Source organism: Rhodococcus sp. As11 (genome assembly GCF_048957735.1).
Classification (GTDB): domain Bacteria; phylum Actinomycetota; class Actinomycetes; order Mycobacteriales; family Mycobacteriaceae; genus Rhodococcus; species Rhodococcus gordoniae.
On record NZ_JARDJE010000031.1, the window covers coordinates 1 to 16,596 of the forward strand.

At 65.3% G+C, this 16,596-nt stretch carries 17 protein-coding genes; 10 read left to right on the top strand and 7 right to left on the bottom strand.

Annotated elements, in window-relative coordinates; all coding sequences use genetic code 11:
• Positions 1 to 287 precede the first annotated feature (287 nt).
• The 4 genes from PV766_RS22910 to PV766_RS22925 form a co-directional block, all read right to left on the bottom strand.
• Positions 288 to 1,064: a DUF2637 domain-containing protein gene (locus tag PV766_RS22910; RefSeq protein WP_421097989.1), complete on the bottom strand. Its 777-nt coding sequence runs from the start codon at positions 1,062 to 1,064 to the stop codon at positions 288 to 290.
• 365 nt (positions 1,065 to 1,429) lie between these two features.
• Entirely contained in the window at positions 1,430 to 1,702 is a 273-nt protein-coding gene (locus PV766_RS22915; RefSeq protein ID WP_072815828.1) for a hypothetical protein, read from the bottom strand.
• A 379-nt stretch (positions 1,703 to 2,081) separates the two neighbouring features.
• Positions 2,082 to 2,339 (bottom strand): ParB family protein, encoded by a 258-nt coding sequence (locus tag PV766_RS22920; protein WP_072815827.1) that lies wholly within the window; start codon positions 2,337 to 2,339, stop codon positions 2,082 to 2,084.
• Positions 2,336 to 2,608 (bottom strand): hypothetical protein, encoded by a 273-nt coding sequence (locus PV766_RS22925; RefSeq protein WP_138846420.1) that lies wholly within the window; start codon positions 2,606 to 2,608, stop codon positions 2,336 to 2,338. The genes PV766_RS22920 and PV766_RS22925 overlap by 4 nt, the downstream gene beginning before the upstream one ends.
• A 187-nt stretch (positions 2,609 to 2,795) precedes the next feature.
• Between PV766_RS22925 and PV766_RS22930 the strand changes: the two genes are divergently transcribed.
• Together PV766_RS22930 and PV766_RS22935 are read left to right on the top strand one after the other, a co-directional pair.
• Complete coding sequence (locus PV766_RS22930) at positions 2,796 to 3,683, top strand: replication initiation protein (protein WP_072815824.1); 888 nt, start codon at positions 2,796 to 2,798, stop codon at positions 3,681 to 3,683.
• On the top strand, positions 3,680 to 3,943 hold the full coding sequence (locus PV766_RS22935; protein WP_072815822.1) for a sigma factor-like helix-turn-helix DNA-binding protein: 264 nt from the start codon (positions 3,680 to 3,682) through the stop codon (positions 3,941 to 3,943). The genes PV766_RS22930 and PV766_RS22935 overlap by 4 nt, the downstream gene beginning before the upstream one ends.
• A gap of 70 nt (positions 3,944 to 4,013) precedes the next feature.
• Here the strand turns inward: PV766_RS22935 and PV766_RS22940 are convergent, their stop codons facing one another.
• Entirely contained in the window at positions 4,014 to 5,012 is a 999-nt protein-coding gene (locus tag PV766_RS22940; RefSeq protein ID WP_421097990.1) for a replication protein, read from the bottom strand.
• Positions 5,013 to 5,392: 380 nt separating this feature from the next.
• On the bottom strand, positions 5,393 to 5,578 hold the full coding sequence (locus tag PV766_RS22945) for a toxin-antitoxin system HicB family antitoxin (protein ID WP_064061405.1): 186 nt from the start codon (positions 5,576 to 5,578) through the stop codon (positions 5,393 to 5,395).
• Between the two features lie 189 nt (positions 5,579 to 5,767).
• On the opposite strand from PV766_RS22945, the gene PV766_RS22950 reads away from it, so the two are divergent.
• Positions 5,768 to 7,177 carry a cytochrome P450 gene (locus PV766_RS22950; RefSeq protein WP_072815820.1) on the top strand — a complete coding sequence of 470 codons (1,410 nt, stop codon included), beginning with the start codon at positions 5,768 to 5,770 and terminating at the stop codon, positions 7,175 to 7,177.
• Between the two features lie 73 nt (positions 7,178 to 7,250).
• Entirely contained in the window at positions 7,251 to 8,303 is a 1,053-nt protein-coding gene (locus PV766_RS22955; protein WP_072815819.1) for a GAF domain-containing protein, read from the top strand.
• 216 nt (positions 8,304 to 8,519) lie between these two features.
• On the opposite strand, the gene PV766_RS22960 is transcribed toward PV766_RS22955, so the two are convergent.
• Positions 8,520 to 8,966 carry a helix-turn-helix domain-containing protein gene (locus tag PV766_RS22960; RefSeq protein ID WP_230810929.1) on the bottom strand — a complete coding sequence of 149 codons (447 nt, stop codon included), beginning with the start codon at positions 8,964 to 8,966 and terminating at the stop codon, positions 8,520 to 8,522.
• 537 nt (positions 8,967 to 9,503) lie between these two features.
• On the opposite strand from PV766_RS22960, the gene PV766_RS22965 reads away from it, so the two are divergent.
• From PV766_RS22965 to PV766_RS22990, 6 genes are all read left to right on the top strand, one after another.
• A complete protein-coding gene (locus PV766_RS22965) occupies positions 9,504 to 10,778 on the top strand; it encodes an insoluble domain protein (protein ID WP_421097991.1) in 1,275 nt (424 codons plus the stop codon).
• Between the two features lie 188 nt (positions 10,779 to 10,966).
• The gene (locus PV766_RS22970) at positions 10,967 to 11,551 is read left to right on the top strand and encodes a hypothetical protein (protein ID WP_421097992.1); all 585 of its coding nucleotides are present in this window, start codon (positions 10,967 to 10,969) and stop codon (positions 11,549 to 11,551) included.
• Between the two features lie 32 nt (positions 11,552 to 11,583).
• Entirely contained in the window at positions 11,584 to 13,527 is a 1,944-nt protein-coding gene (locus PV766_RS22975) for a cutinase family protein (RefSeq protein ID WP_421097993.1), read from the top strand.
• A 154-nt stretch (positions 13,528 to 13,681) separates the two neighbouring features.
• A complete protein-coding gene (locus tag PV766_RS22980) occupies positions 13,682 to 15,286 on the top strand; it encodes a peptidoglycan DD-metalloendopeptidase family protein (protein WP_421097994.1) in 1,605 nt (534 codons plus the stop codon).
• A 135-nt stretch (positions 15,287 to 15,421) separates the two neighbouring features.
• A complete protein-coding gene (locus tag PV766_RS22985; protein WP_230810934.1) occupies positions 15,422 to 15,997 on the top strand; it encodes a hypothetical protein in 576 nt (191 codons plus the stop codon).
• Positions 15,994 to 16,593, top strand: a complete 600-nt coding sequence (locus PV766_RS22990; RefSeq protein WP_230810935.1) for a hypothetical protein — start codon at positions 15,994 to 15,996, stop codon at positions 16,591 to 16,593. Before PV766_RS22985 ends, PV766_RS22990 begins: the two co-directional genes overlap by 4 nt.
• Positions 16,594 to 16,596: the final 3 nt, after the last annotated feature.

The following is a 16,596-nucleotide window of genomic DNA, read 5'->3' on the forward strand; positions in this document are numbered from 1 at the left end:
TTGCCGGCCCCGAGACCAACGAGGCAAAGATCCGACTGCCACACCGACCCTCGAACACACTGCTCGTCGACACCCGAGACGACCCCAAGGGGGTCCGGGGGCGGATCGCCCCTGGTCAACACCGCAAATGCGACTCGGCGCACCGAACCGGGGGACGATTTCCGAGTTCGATGCGCCGAGGTGAGACTGGCAGGCATCAGACGTGGACGTTTTTTGATGTCGGTCTGATTTTTTGTTGATTCCGATTTGACGCTGAAAAGTTGATATTTCCGATGTCGTTGTGATGCTCAGACGGTGACGGAGGTGTCGGCCTCGGAGAGCCAGCGGTAAACGGTGGCGACGGAGCGGTCGACTTCTTGGGCGATGACGGGCACCTCCACTCCGGCCTGGCGCCGGGCGAGTGCCCATTCGCGACGCTCCTCGTGAGAATGGAAGGCCGGGATGGGGTTGGTGTCGAGGTGGGTGCCGGGCAGGTGGGGCAGTGGCACCTCGAGCTGTCGAGTGAGAGCGTCGGCGGCCGCGGTGCGAGTCGACCGCGCGACCGGAGTCTCGCTCGCGGTCTCGGCGGCGGCACGGTTCTCGGTGATGGTCGTGACGTGAGTCTTGGGTGCGGCCGCGTTCTCGTGTGCGGTCTCACGGCGCGGCTGTGTCGCGGGCGCGGATTCGATGTGAGTCTCGGCGGGATTCTCGGTGGGCGCGGCGGTGCGACGGCCGAGAACAGTCAGCGCGTGGGTGGAGGCGAGCAGTGAGATCGGCGGGAGTGTGGCGATCACGGCGGCGAGAACGGAGTTGAAGCCGGGGGTCGTGGTGAGAACGGCGTGGATCGCGTTTCCTGCGATCGAGACGGTGGCGGCGCCGATGAGAATCTTCCAGAAGAATCGTCGCGCCCGGTGGTCGTGCCGTCGGGAGACGACTCCCATCGTTGCTTGCAGGATCGTTCCGTCGACGATGACGGGGAACAGGAAGGCGATCTCTCTCGGTTGGCCGGCCTGGATGCACAGGTCTCGCAGTGCGAGGAAGCTGAGAATGAACGCGGCCGCCCCGATTCCTACGGTGATGGTCACGCCTGCGAACCACATGGATCCGCTGACGGCTGTCACGTTCTCGGGCGCTGAGGCGTTCTTGTTCTTGTGTCGCTTCGTCCACATCATAGTTCCCATAGTAACAATGAGAACCATGATATGAGAAGGGGTTTCTCAGATGAGATTCGCAGGTCACGACGGGATCGAGGCGGATACGTGAGATGAGAGATGACTGCGCTCCGGCCGGTTCTCGGAGGAGTCGTTCGGGCGTGATGGTTCTTATCGCTCGGGTCGGCGTCTCACAATGTCGACTGATCCTGTTGCTCGTTGCAGAGGCCCATCGTTGGCGAAGCCGCCCCCTGGTGCATCCACCCGCGACAGCTCCGGTCCGAGTAGTTCAGGAAGGGTCAGTTCGCGGCAATCAAGCCGAAGACTCCGACGACGAATCCCATGAGGCCGCAGTAGAGGAAGAAAGCCGCTCCGAGCCTGTTCTTCTCTTGCCGTTCCCTCCTGGTCACGCTTTTTCGCCGCATGTACTCGCATGCTCCGAAGCAGATGAGCGCCGCGATGATCAGTAGCCACCACAGACCCGTGAGACCTCCGGCGAGATTGCGGACGGGTTCGGGTGGGCCGTCGAAGCCGAGGTAGGTGGTTCGGGCGTAGAGGTGGGGCTCATTCACGTCGGTGGCGGTCCTTTTCTCGGGCTCGGTCAGTCGGTGGTCGGCACTGTGTCACGCGGCACCGACTGATCTTGGTGCGTCGTGGTGCGCCCCGCTATCGGCTCGACGGCGAGAACGGCGACCGTTACGACGAGAACGACGGCGGCAACTGTCATTCGGCCGGCTACCGGATAGGCGTTGTTTGTGCTGGCGGGAGCGTTATCGTCACGGATTCTCGCGCACACTCGCATGGGTGCTTGAGGGTTCTCTGTGCTGCTGCCTCATGAAAGGGATTCCATAGTAATAATGGGTTATATGAGGCGTGAGAGTCCCACTGGGGGTGAGAATGGGTGGTTCTCATCGTGTCCTCAACGCATGAGGATGTGCGACTGAGAACCGGTCAGGTGCGATTCCAGCGGCCGACGCCGGTCTGGGCGGTGGATTTGACTTCCCCGGTGGTCGGGGCGTCCCAGCTGTGGCCGTTGTTGTGTTCGGCTTCGAGTCGTTCGATTGTCTCGAGGACGGCGGTCTCGAGGAATTCGCTGAAGGTGCTCGGCGGAAGGACTGCGCGGGTGCCGAGGTAGGCAGCGCGGATGCGTTCGGCCTGGTCGGTGTGGAACCCGAGTTTGGGGCGCGGTGTGCGTGACGCCTCGGTCATTGCTGGTCCTGTTCTCCTGGGCGGCCGGGGGCGTTGCGTCCGACGCCGGTCTGGGAGAGGGATTTGAGTTCGCTGCGGCTGGGGGTGCGCCAGGGCCGGCGGTCGTTGTGTTCGGCTTCGAGACGTTCGGTGGCCTCGACCAGCAGGTCGGTGATGAACTCGCTGAGGGTGGCCGGGGGCAGGATGGCGCGGGTGCCGACGTAGGCGGCGCGAATCCGGTCGGCGTCGGCTTCGCTGATGTCGAAGGCCATGCGCTTCTTCCCGGTCATGGTTCTCATCGTAACTTCGGTACGTGAAGCACAGCCTCTGCCACGAATGGACATGTTCGAGGGTTCGAAAGGGAGAAGGCGGGGCGGATACCTGATATGGCTTGGCATGACCTACCCGAATAATGTCTGTATATGGCTCGGCGTGTCCTACCCGAATACTCGATCTTGGTAGTGCACAGTACTCGGCATGGAAACGGCGGGGGAGTCCCTTCTCACTGACGAGCAGTGGGGAAACGAGGTGCTACTGCCGCATCGGCCGTTCGCGACGAACCAACTCGAGCACGGTCAGTACCGAATGAGCCGTGACCAGGCATTGACGATGCGCTACATCCAGCACTCTCCACACGCGTTGCTCGGATCGATCGTCATCGACTGTGACCACCCCGATGCGGCGATGCGGGCGTTCGAGAAACCGTCGGATCATCCGACGCCGAGCTGGGTCGCGCAGTCTCCCTCCGGGCGGGCGCACCTGGGTTGGTGGCTGGGCGACCATCGAGTCTGCCGTACCGACTCGGCGCGGTTGACTCCGCTGCGCTATGCCCATCGCATCGAGCGAGGTCTGTGTATCTCCGTCGGCGGGGACTTCTCCTACGGTGGGCAGCTGACCAAGAACCCGATCCACCCTGAATGGGAAACCATTTACGGTCCAGGGGATCCGTACTCGTTGCGGGATCTGGCGACCATCTACACACCTCGTCAGGCTCCGCGCCGGCCCGACCGCTCCGTGGGTCTGGGCCGCAATGTGACGATGTTCGACACTGCCCGTAAGTGGGCGTACCCACAGTGGTGGCACCATCGTCAGGGCACCGTAGACCAGTGGCTTCAGCTGGTTCTTCAGCGTTGTCACGGAATCAACAGCGAGTTCGCCGACCCTCTTCCTTTCATCGAGGTCCGTGCCACGGCGTACTCCATCGGCAAGTGGATCTGGCGTAATTTCGACGAGGGGACGTTCCGGGCGCGCCAGGCAGTACGTGGCAGCAAGGGCGGCAAGGTCATGAGCTCCGCCAAACGGGAAGCAAACAGGAAGCGGGCCACCAAGTTCAATCTGGCGACAGCATTGGAGTTCGCGCAATGAGCGGCAGCGCCCAGGCACAACAACGTCGGTCCATCACCGCAAAGGAACTGGCACGCCGGCTCGGCTCGTCGGAGCGCACTGCACGTCGCCTGATTGCCGAACCCCGAGACCAATTCCTCGAACGCGCAGAACGCCGACGCAAGCAGGTGGTCGAACTTCGCCAGCAGGGGATGAAGTACCGCGAGATCGCCGAGAAACTGGAGATGTCGACCGGAGCGGTGGGTCGGATACTGCATGATGCCCGCAAGCTCGAGGGGTAGGAGTGGCTTCCGCGTGAAACGATTCGATTCCCCTTCGCCGCTGTGGTTCTGACCGGAGCGAGAATTTCGTTCAGTAGCGGTGCCGGTCGAAGCGGTCCCCGCGGGTCCGGGTGCGCATGCCCGAGCGCCGGAACAGTATCTGCCGGATCTCGGCGAGAGCGGTGGCACGGGTGTCGTCGCTGGCCGGAGGATGAGCAGCACGCCGGTCGAGTTCGGCGCGACGTTCGGCGGCGCGGCGGTCCTGGATCTCAGTGCGGCGCTCGGTGGGGGTAGGCCCTGACCACACATCGGCGAGGGCACGGAGCTGCCAGCGCAGGAAAGCGGTCGGGGATGCTAGGTGTGGGAGGCTGCGGTCGCGGCGGAACTCGGTGATCTGGTCGGCTACGTCGTCGCCGGTCCATCGGGTGGTGTCGATGCCTGCGGCGGTCAGGGCATCGGCGATCGCTCCGACGTGGTGATGGGTGATTCCGGGTACGTAGTGGCCATTCCGATCCACGCCGCGGTATTCGGGCATCGTGGGACTGAGTCGGTCGGCCAGGCGCGCTGCGGCGATCTGAGCGTGCAGGGGTCGTGGGTCGCTCCCGGCCTTCATCGAAGCCCGGGCGCGGCGCGTAGCGCGCGCGTTGGTGATTACTTGAGAACGAGAGATACCTGTAGAACCCAAAGGGTTCTCCGGTAGATCCGCATGATTCGGAAACTGGGGATAAACAGAAGAGTTGGCAGTGAACTTGCTGGTCAAGGCCCACACGGAAGCTGCGCGAAGTTGCTTTCCACCGTGGGTGAGGCTGGCTTCGATGCGTTCGGCGATGGTGAGGTAGCGGCCGCGGACGAGTTCGACGGCGGCTCCGATGCGGCGAAGGATCTGGCGGGCACGATCGAGGACGTCGGTGCTAATGCCGGCGTACTCGGCGAGGGTGTCGCGGGCGGCGGTGAGGCTGCGGCCGGTGGATTCGTCGGCGTAAGCGGCGTGAGCGTTGGCGGCGGCGATGAACTTGTCCGGGGCGATGCGGTGCTCGTGGCAGATCTTGATACCGGTCTCGCTGCGGGCGAAGGTGATGATCTGGCGCATCCAGCCCGTGCGGGAGTCCCAGACGGGGATGGGGGAGTAGGCACCATCGGCTACGCGGAGGTTGTAGCTGCCGCGACGGCGACCACGGCGGGTCTGGGGAGTGGCGCGGCCGGGACCTCGACGGTTGTCCCGGGCGGTGTGTGCGCTCCGTTGAGGGCGACACGCGGGAGTGTGATTTGAGACGGAAGTTGGCCCAAACGAGCAGCGCTCGCTAATATGCATAACGAAGGCTTTCTGGAGAGAAAGTTCGAGTGCCCGAGGAGTTTGGCGACTTTGCTCGGTCACAGATTCGGTTTGGAAGACCCCTCGCTTGGCAGGCGGGGGGTTTTCTGCATCTGAGGGCGGGCTAGTTGGCGGCTAGCGGCCCTCTCTGGTGGCGTTTACACGGCCACCGCCTTGATCTCGCGGGCAAGGTCCGGTCGACCGGCTTGTAGTGCGAGCAGGTCGGCGACGTATTGGGATAGCGCGACCTTGGCGTCTTTGGCATCGTTGCGGAGCTGTTCGTGCAGCTCAGCGGGGATGCGTAGAGTCATCGCGGCGCGGTCGCCTTTATGCGGCTGTGCCATGCGTAAACCCCCGGTTCTTCAAGATCGGCCCGTTGAATCTGACTCAGGTTAGCGGTTGCGAGCGCGGATGTCAGTTACCCCCGTACATCGGCGTGGCGCGTGTCGACTAGTGGGACGGCAGTCAGGGAGCCCTTGAGCGGTGGGAGGCGGCGGTGTGCCTCTCGTCGGCGGTGGGGCACACTCTCACGAATGGCGTCACCGCAGCTTTCGACGAGCAGCCCTGCGACCACCGACTCCCAGCCGATCCCGCGACCTCGATGGAGACTTCCGCTGGTGGGTGATCTGCTCAGCATCGACGTGGCCAAGCCGGTTCAGCGTGAGATGCAGATGGCACAGGAACTCGGTGGGATCTTCGAACGCAAGATCCTCCAGCACCGGTTGATCGTGGTCTCGGGCGCCGATCTGGTGCGCGAGGTCAACGACGAGGAGAAGTGGGCGAAGTTCCTCGGCAAGCCGCTGCGCAAGCTTCGCGTCATCGCCGGCGACGGACTGTTCACCGCGTTCAACTCCGAACCGAACTGGAGCAAAGCCCACAACATCCTCGGGCCTGGCTTCAGCCAGGCCGCGATGCGTGGCTATCACGACTCGATGCTCACCGTCGTCGACCGACTGGTCGACAGCTGGGACAGCGCAGCGGCCGACGGCGAGTATGTGGACGTGCCGAAGAGCATGACGTCGCTGACCTTCGACGTCATCGGCCAGTGCGGCTTCAGCTACGACTTCGACTCGTTCGGCCGCACTGAACCCGATCCGTTCATCGCGGCGATGAGCCGGGCGCTCGAGTACATCAACCGCTCGTCGAACGACATCCCCATCCTCCGGACACTGTTCGGCCGCAGTGCCAGGGAGCAGCATGAACACGACATCGCGCTGATGCAGGGCACGGTCGATCGCATCGTCGAGGAGCGGATGCACTCCGGCGAGCAGCACGGCGATCTGCTGGACCTGATGATGCACACCGTCGATCCCGACACCGGCGAGCAGCTCGACCGTGAATCGATCCGCAATCAGGTGCTGACTTTCTTGGTCGCGGGCAACGAGACCACTGCGGCGACCTTGGGTTTCGCGGTCCATTTCCTGAGCCGACATCCCGAGGTGGTGACGAAGGCGCGGGCCGAGATCGCCGAGGTCGTCGGTGCCGACGGCCGGATCGGGTACGAGCAGGTCGCCAAGCTGCGGTATGTGCGGCGGGTGGTGGACGAGACGCTGCGGTTGTGGCCGGCCGCCCCGGGTTATTTCCGCAAGGTACGCGGTGAGACCACCCTCGGCGGACGGACGCTGCCGAAGGGTTCGTGGGTGTTCGTACTGTTGCCGCAACTGCACCGCGACCCGCTGTGGGGCGACGATCCCGAACGGTTCGACCCGGATCGATTCGAGCCCGCGGCCGTGCGCAAACGGCCGGCGCACATCTTCAAACCGTGGGGCACCGGCATCCGGGCGTGCATCGGTCGGCAGTTCGCGTTGCACGAGGCGGTGCTCACGCTCGCGTCGCTGATCCGGCGGTACGACTTCGCTCCGGAACCGGGTTACGAGCTCGACGTGCACGAGGCGATCACTCTCAAACCGCGGGGGTTGAAGGTCAAGCTCTCGCGTCAGTGACGGAGGCGGCCGACAGGTAAGTTCCCCCTGGGCAGCCGTACTGTGCCCACGGTTCGGGGGAGGTTATACGTCAATGGTTCTCAACGAGTGGCATTTGGTCGAGACGTTGGTCGACGGCGAGATGTCCGTTGTCAGCTGCGGCGGCGTAGTCAAGGATTGGGCGTCGGTGACCCGGCATGTTCAGCCGGCCCCGGATCTTCCGGTCACGCGGATCATCGACGAGGTGATCCGCACTCGTCGGCCGGTGTCGATCGATCTGCGCTCGCGTAAGGGGGCGCAGAAGGCGTTTCACATCGAGGCGCTGCCCGTTCTCGGCCCCAGCGGGGATGCGCACGGTGTCCAGGTATGGGTGGGGGAGCCCGGCCGGGTTCCCACCCCACCTCGTATCGCAGCTGGGATTGCGTGGAGTCTCGAGCGGATGGTGATCGGCCAGACGGTCGAAGCCTCGATGATGTCCGGGGTGCTTCCTGAAGAGCACGTTCCGGAGCGAACTCCTGCGGAGTACATCGCCAAGGCGGTGAAGTTCGACGATTCGGCGTCGTTGTTCGAGCTGGGCATCGATCCGGTGCACGGTCGCCGGTGGGAGGCTCCCATGTCGGTTCTGCACGCCGACGGTCGGGTGATGCGCTGGTACTGCTGGGGCAAGGGCCGTACTGATCCGGGCAACGTGGGATTGCGGCTGCTGTGGCACGACGTCTCCGATACGACGTCACCGGAGTTGCCGACGTTGAGCGAGCTGGGAATGCAGGAGATGCTCCGGTCAGCGGGGGTCTACACCGGCGTCTTCGCCGCCGACCTCGCCGTTCTGACGATGTGGCTGCCGGATGCTCCACCGTGGGTATCCTGGCGAAACATCAAGGGCGGAAACGAAATCGTGCATCCCGACGATCGGTATGTGCTGGCCGATGCGCTGGCAACGTTTTGCTCGGGGGATACCGCGCCTCGGTGTGTCGCTGCTCGTCTGCGTTCGGAATCTGGCTGGCGGGCAGCTGAATTGTCGATCAGCCCGTATCCCGGTCCTCTCAGCGACCGCCTGGTGCTCGTTCAGATTTCAACGATTGCCGACGAATTCGATGCGGCCACAGAGGATGTGCAGGGATCCGATCGGGGGGTGCGAGGCGGGTAGGTTGGTCCCGGACTATCGGCCGTGATCTGATAGTTTGTCTTCCGCGTCCCCGCCCGTGGGGATTTCCCGGGGCTTGTCCACTCGGCCTCGGATGTAGCACAGCCGGTTTCGGCCGCTTCCGCATGTCTGCGTGAGGCAGGCTGCTATCTCCGCGGGGGGAGCTCAGACGTGGTTATCCGTATTTGTCGTGCGTCGACACACAGTGTGTCGCGCGTGTCAGACGGGTGTGCCCGGCGGTCGGGTTCGGGCCCGTTCGTAGGCGGCGCGGACCTCGGCTGTGTCCACTCCCAGAGCTCGAGCCAGTCGTTCGGCTACCGTCTCTCGCAGCGAGGTTTCCCCCAGCTCGAGGCTGCTGAGCGAGGCCGTGGAAATGCCTGCTTGCAGCGCCAGCTGGGGCTGGGTCAGGCCGGCCTGGACGCGCAGATCGCCCAGATACCGGTCGTGCGGGGATATCCGCACCAACTCGGACATCGGAACGTCGAGGGCGGCAGCGACACGGGCCAGACGGTCCACCTGCGGGGTCGCCTGCCCGGACTCCCAAGCTCGCACGGCCGCCACGCTCACTTCGGCGAACCTCGCCAGGTCACCACGGGTGTAACCCTTCTCCATCCGCAGATCGATCAACCTCTCCCGGTCGAATCCCCGAAGAGGCCGTCTCGTCATGCCCGAAACCTTTCCACGAGCCATAACACTGCCCTACAGGAATGGCTTGCGTCATCTTCCACTGGAATAAATTTTGCTGTAATGTTCCGGAATAGAGTTTCAATGAAGGGTTTTGCAGCGAAGGAGGTAACGATCGGCTGAGCCGAGGGAAGCGTCTGGCCGGCAACCAGCGCGAGCCACGGTGAGGCCACCGGAAAAAGGGAAAACCCCGGACACGTGTCAGTGATTGGCGTCGGTGTCACGTATCCGGGGTTGAACCACCTACGTACCAACCCGTCCGGGCTGACTACGCAAGCTCGGGCACCAGGTCACTGCGGACGAGAGCCCACTTCCTTGTCGGGCGCTGCTGTTCTGGCGTTACTCGACTGTGCGCGCCAGCAGCAGCGTTCCCGCACCTAGTCGGCGCTACCGACACGTGCACAAGCGGACTACCTCCCTGTGGTGACCACCCGATCTTCTCGGCCCTGACGGATCTCTTTCTCGCTCAGGTCCTTCACGCATTCGGGACTCGATTCATTCGCAGGAAAGGCGATGTACATGTCCGTATCCAACGAAGATCAGCTGGTTTCCGGCACCGGCAGGCACCGGCGCCGCCGAACGACCAGTGCGGTGCTCAGCACCGCGACTCTGGCACCGGCGGCAGCAGGGTTGCTCATTGCCTTTGCGCCGACGGCAGCAGCAGCGCCGACCGGCGACTCCGGCGGCGGGCAGGCGGGCATCACGTCCCCGCCGCAGTCCGGTGGTGGGCAGGCGGGCATCACCTCCACGCCCCCCTCGACTTCTGCTCCTGCACCCTCGGCCCCTGATCCGCAGCCCGCCGAGAACTTCTGGGTAGCGCCTCCGGCCGAGTACAACCGCGGCACCCGCGCCTACAACCCGCAGACCGGCGGCGGTGTGTCGATGGCGCAGTACAACGGCTATTCGGGCGGCGACAACTCCGGCTACTCCGGTTACAGCGTTCCTGCTCCGCAGGCGCCGGTCGTGGTGGAAGGCCCGACCCTGCCGATCGAGGCTCCGGTCAACAAGATGCGTTTCGGCCGGGTGATCTTCGACCAGCCGAACTGGGTCTCGGACGTCGATGCCGACAAGACCAACCGCACGACCGCAGTGGTCGAGGCGATGGTCACCGACTACCACCGGTCGACCGGCATGGAGACCGAAGAGGCCGAAAAGATCGCCTCGGCCCAGGTTGCAGGCACGGCCGTAGGTGCAGCGACCGGCTTCGGCACCGGCTGCCTCGCGGCTGGTGTCCCGACCGCACTGGCAGTGAGCACGGTCGCGGGCATCGTCGGGGCTGGAGCAGGCACGATGGTGCCTCTGCCGATTCCGGGGGTTGCTCCCGTGACCTCGGGCGTTGCCGCTACCGCCGCTGGTGCGGCGGCCGGATTCGGAGTCGGATGCGCGGTCGGTGGTGGACTGGGCGCACTCGGCGGCGGTCTGGCCGGGTACGGGGTCGGCACGGCTTACGGCGCGGGCGAGGATGCCACGCCGATCGAGACCGAGGTGCCCGACATCGAGGCCGAACAGGTCACAGAACAGGTCGACACCACGCTCGCGCAGTGGTCAGAGGATCCCATCGGTGCGGCTGCGGTCGACGCTGTGCAGACCTTCGCCACCGAGACCGCACCTGCAATCGATGAGCAGGTCCGCGACTTCGTTCAGGCACAGCCCGGCGGTGAGCAGGTCATCGAGCAGGTCGACCAGGCACTCGACTCGTTCTTCACCGACGCGACGCCGGGGCTGGCATCGCGCCTGGTCAGCGAGGCGGTCGGTCTGGGTCTCGGCGCGCCCGCTCCGGCAGTCGACGCCTGAGTCCAGTCGAAGAGGGAGACGAACCGATGAAGCGGAACGACCGAGCGGGCTCACCTCGGGTGTTCGATGCGACCGCACCTCGCACCCGCATGGTTCGGGAGTCGGTGCCGGTGCCGGTGTCGGTACCGGTGGCCGAAGAGCGCTTTTCCTCCGGGAGAACCGCGTCCGCCCGTGAGTCGGCGTCTCGAGTGGTTGCGGCGGCCGATGCCGGTCGCCGCGCCACTCACCCGACCACGCAGGTGACCACGCGCCGCCCTGTCGGGAAGGGGCTGACCTATGCCGGTCTCGGCCTCGCGGCCGTGGCCGTCGTGGGACTGGCCGGCTGGGGCATCACCGCTCTCGTCGGCGGCGGTGACGACGACGCGGACTTCGGTGGCCTGGTCCCGGACGCTGCGACCGCTGCGCCGACAGCGGCCGCGGCAGCGGCAGACGACCCGTGCTCACCTGGCGAGGGTGACCAACTCTCCGGGGAAGGGGTGATCGCGGCGCTCGAACATCGCTATTACCTGCTGCGTTCGGGTGAGTCGGTGCGGGAGTTGATGGCCCCTGATGCGCCATTGCCCGACGCGGCAATGATCCAGCAGGGCATCGACACCGTGCCGCTGGGGACCACGCACTGCCTCGAGGTCACGGCCATCGGGCCGAACACCTACAGCGCGCAGATCACCGAGGTCCGCCCGGATCGGCGCAACGAGTTCAAACAGCGCATCACAACGACCACGGCCGAGGACGGCCGAGTGATGATCCGCTCCATCGAAGAGGTCGGGTCATGAGGAAAGCAAGTCTCGCTCTGGCAGCGGCAGCAGTGACCACCGCGGCCGCGGTGAGCACACCGACGGTTGCTCACGCAGCGCAAACGAACGGGTGTGCGCGCACGATCGCGCTGATGATTCCCGGCACGACGGAAACGTCCGCTCATGCTGATCCGACCGTGCCGACGGGCATGCTCGCGGCGGTCGGTGACGCACTCGAGCAACGGTTCGGCAAGAACCTCGACGTGGTGTACGTGCCGTATCCGGGCGAGGCGTTCTTCAACGGCACGTCCTATGCCGAATCGAAGTCGCGGGGCGACAAAGCGGCAGCGGAGTTGATGGAGCGGTGCCCGTCGTCGACGTACCTCATCGCCGGGTACAGCCAGGGCGCGCAGATCGGCAACGATCTGGCCGTCAACATCGGCCACGGTCTCGGCCCCGTCACTCCGCAGCAGGTCAAGGCGGTGATTCTGCTCGCCAATCCGAAGCGGGGCACCGAGGGCGCAACGTTGATCGGCCCGCCCCTGAGCGGTCAGGGCATCGCGGGGCCGGCCCCGGAAGGGTTCGGCAAGCTCGCGGGCAAGGTGTTCGACATCTGCCACCCGGACGATGCGTACTGCAACACCGATGGTCAGTCGACGCCGTTCCTGGCGTCTCTGGGCCGGATCATCGCCAATCCGCCGGGAGCGGTCGATGTCTCTGCCGAACTCGCCTCGACTGCATCACCCCAGACTCCGACGATCACCGGCACGTCGACAGTGGCGCAATCCTCCCTGGTCGATGAGCTGTCCTCACCGGGGACCTGGCGCAACGCGGATCTGTCGGCGGTGTTCGGGGCAGCCTCGCAACTGGCCGAGTCGGTGTCTTCCCTCGATGCCGCTGGTCCGACGTCGACCACCTCAGCGGCGAACATCGCCCGCATGACGCAGCAGGCGCGGCTGGTGTCGGAGACTTTGACGCCGGTCGACCAGGCGCGACAGTGGATCGACAGCAATCCGGGCGCGCGTGAGACGTTCACCTCAGCTCCCGAGGGATCGCCGGAGGCGACCACGGCGGGCGTGCTCGACATGCTCGAGCAGGTCGATGTCCCGGCAGTGTTGTCGGCCGCCGAAGCGGTGACCGGGGTGAGCACGGCCTTGCTCAAGTCACGGGCCTCGGGGGAGTCGGTCGATGTGTCGACGCTGGCAGGGTCGGCAGATGCGCTGGTCGCGGGTCTGTCGCCGTTGGCGGCCTCGGGTCCGGTGGAGTTGCGGACAGCAACGCAGGTGCTTTCGGTAGCCAAGCCGACGACGATCATCAATCAACTGCTGGGCGTCGTCTCCGGCGTGACCTCGGTCGACTATCCGGCGGTGGCGGCCGGGTTGCAGCAGCTTCCGATCAAGATTGCCACCGGCGATGTGCACGGGGCGCACGCGGTCGCGGGCGATCTGAACAATCAGCTCTCCCCGCTGGTGAAGATGGCTGCCGGGGTGGATTTCAAGACACTCTCACGGCTGGTGGCGATGGTTCCGGACCCGTCCGGCACGGCCGCAATCGCCGCGCTGGTGCTTGATCTGCTCGGCAACGTCGATGTGATCCGCTTGGCCCGCAATGTCGGCGAGATTCAGGAAATCGCCTGGTCGGTGGCCGAAAGCGGGAACGTGCTCGAGCTGTCTCGGCTGATGCCGGTGGCGGTGGATCTGGCGCAGGTGGCTCTCGGCGTGCTCACCCCGGGCCAGAAGATGAGTCCCGATCAACTGCACGATCCGGGCGATCCGATCGGCTCGCTGATGTCGGTGCAGGCACAGGACAGTGATCTGGCCGGCCTGGGCCAGTCGGTGATGACGCTGGCGAGCAGTGACAGTGCGGCCGAGCTGGGGCAGCTGGTGGCCGAAGGATTCACCGCGGCGAGTTTCTACGCCTCGAATTCGCACATTGCGTATCCGAGCTGGTCCCCGGATGGGAGGGACAACGCGATCGACACGATGGTGAAGGTTTTCGCCAAGGCGATCGGCTGAGGCCGGTCGGTCCTGGTCAGCGGGTGGTGCCGCTTCCAGGACCGGGAGCCTTCCACTAACACGGCATCCGACCTCGGGCGGGCGGATGCGAAGTCACTCACGTGCATGGCCTGGGCGGGCTAGCGACAAGCACTCATGCAAAGGGGGTGAGAACGTGGCTTCTTCGACGACGAAAATTACGCTGGCAGCCAGCGTCGTGGCCCTGATGGGTGCGCTGGTGATGTGCGGCAGCGACAATCCCGATCCGGACAACTGCCTGCCGACGCAGGGACCGTCCCGGTCACCGAACAGCCTGCGTGCTGCCACCGGCAAGAAGGTGCAGCCGATGGTCACCGGCACCTACACGTTCACCTCCGGTTTCGGCCCGCGCTGGGGTACCTCGCACAACGGCATCGACCTGGCGGCGCCGATCGGTACGCCCTTCTATGCACCGATCGACGGAATCGTTGTTGCAGCAGGAGATTCCGGCGCGAGCGATGAGAACGGTTTCGACAACTGGATCATCGTCGACTCGGCCACCGCGGACGGGTCGACCATCTCGACGGTCTACGGGCACATGTTCCCGGACGGTGTTCTCGTCTCCGTCGGTGACGAGGTGCGCGCCGGGGATCTGATCGGCCTGGTCGGCAACGCCGGAGGTTCGACCGGACCGCACCTGCATTTCGAGGTCTGGCCCGGGGGCCGACTAGACGGCGGATCTCCGATCGACCCGATGCCGTGGCTGGCCGATGCGTCTGAACTCGACGCCCCGCAACAGCGTCCGACCTCGCCGAATGTGCAGCTGGTCGCGGCCGAGACTCCGCTCGGTGCCGGTTGCACCGGCCTGACGCGCCCCGGCGGACGCTCCCTCGCGCCGGGATCGGTCCCCGAGGAGTTCCGGGAGTGGATCGTCAAGGCGGCTCAGACCTGCGAGGCGATCGACGCTCCTTTGCTGGCCTCCCAGCTCTACGCCGAGAACCAGTTCCGCTACGGTCCCTCCTCGCCGGTGTCTCCGGCGGGGGCACGCGGGCCGGGGCAGTTCATGCCCGCAACCTGGGCCTCGATCGGCCAGGACTACGACGGTGACGGCGTGGCCGACGTGAATTCCATCGGTGATTCGGTGATGGCGATGGCCGCCTACGACTGCCAGATGTGGGAGCAGACGCAGCAGTGGCTCCGCGAGGGAAAAGTCTCAGGTGACGGCACCGAGTTGATGCTCTCGGCCTACAACTGCGGGCCGGGCAACACACTCGCTTCCGGCGGGGTGTGCGGCAACGCGGAGACCACGAGCTACGTCCGCAATATCCTGGCCGGCCGCGCTGACTTCGCCGGTGTCGACCAGCCTCGGCCGCCGTCGGTGAGTGGTTCGCGGGTGGTCGATGCAGCACTTGGATGGCTGGGCACCGATTACGCCTGGGGTGGCGGGGATGCCACCGGACCGACTCGCGGCATCGCCGATGGCGGTGTCGCCGATGAGCACGGCGACCACAACAAGGTCGGCTTCGACTGCTCGGGCCTGGTCGTGTACGCGGTGGCGCAGGCAACGGACGGAAGAATCGTTCTGCCACACCAGGACTCCGCTCAGGTCAACGATCCTCGAGGGACGCCTGTAACCGAGGCGGCGGACTTGCAACCCGGAGACATCGTGCAGCCCTACCCCGGCCACGTGTGGATCTGGATGGGGGACAACAAAGTTGTCGAAGCGCCCCAGTCCGGAGAGAAGGTCCGGATCACCGAATGGACGCCCCCGAAACATGTCAGAGCCGTCCGATTTAATTGATGCACAACGGATTTCATACGCCAGAACATCGGAAACGATGACACACCAGGAAGGGAACATCACACCGTGAGTGAAGAGTGGGACAAGGCGGAATCGGCCGTCCGCACCCTCGGATCGACCCGGACAGTCCAGGCGATGACGGCCTCGGACCTGCGGGCTTGGGCTGCGGAGAACAACCTGATGACGCGCACCCAGTGGCCGAAGATCAAGCGCGAGCTCTACAAGCAGTTCGATGTGGACTACGACGCCCTGCGAGAACGCGAGCAGCGTGAACGGGCCGAAAAGCTGGCCGCAGCCGCCGCGTCGGCTCCGGTGGTGTCTTTGGCCTCGGCCGGCGACGAACGTGGCTCGTTCGCCGTCGTCGGCGATGCCGACACCAGCGATGTCGCCTGGTACGGATCGTTCCACAAGGACGATCGGATCTTCCGGCCCGGCGATCAGGACTCGGCGGATGAGGCCAGCGCCGGTAAAGCCGTGTTCCTCGCTGCGAAAGTCCGCGACCACCTCGAGGTCGAGGCGGTTCGGTTGCGTCTGCGGGTGAGCAGTGAACGCATCGACGGGGTGAAACTGGCCGATCTCGCGGCGAAAAAGCAGGTCATTCTTGATCTTGAGGTGACGCCGACCGGCAATCCGGCCGAGCAGTGGTGCCTCGAACCGGGCTACGGCGAATGGCGGGCGATCCGCCTGTCGGATCTGGTGGTGGCCGAATGATCCGCCGACTGGCACTGATCGGTGTCCTCGCCGGAGCCCTAACGGTGGCCGGATGCAGCTCCGAGACCGACCAGGATCAGACCACTACGAACTCGTCGGCACAGCCGTCGTCGACGGAGGCATGGCCTCCCACCGAACCGGCTGCGCCCATCGAGCAGTCCACCCCCGTTCCGGCGGCACCGAGTGTGGACACTTCCGATCCGGGCGAACTCGGCCGCACGGTCGTCGAGACCTGGTTCTCCTATGACACCCGTACCGACACCAATCGCAACGACGCGCCGGTGCGGGCCGCCGATCTGGGCGTGCTGACCGGCGAACTCGACGCGCAGGTCCGCGCCGATGTGCAGATCCCGGTCAAGGCCAGCGGTGAGTGGGCACAGTGGGCGTCGCAGGGCGCGACGGTCACCGCCGTGGCGGTGGAGGTCCCCAACCAAGGACAGGCCAATACCGCGACGAAGTATCACGGCATGTACGAGGTGACCAGCACGGTCACCGATTCCAGCGGCACCGAGATCGGCACAGACGTGCAGTACGTCGCCGTGGTGCTGACCGACAACGGCGACGGATGGCGCGTTTCGTCCGTCACCACCCTGTGAGGT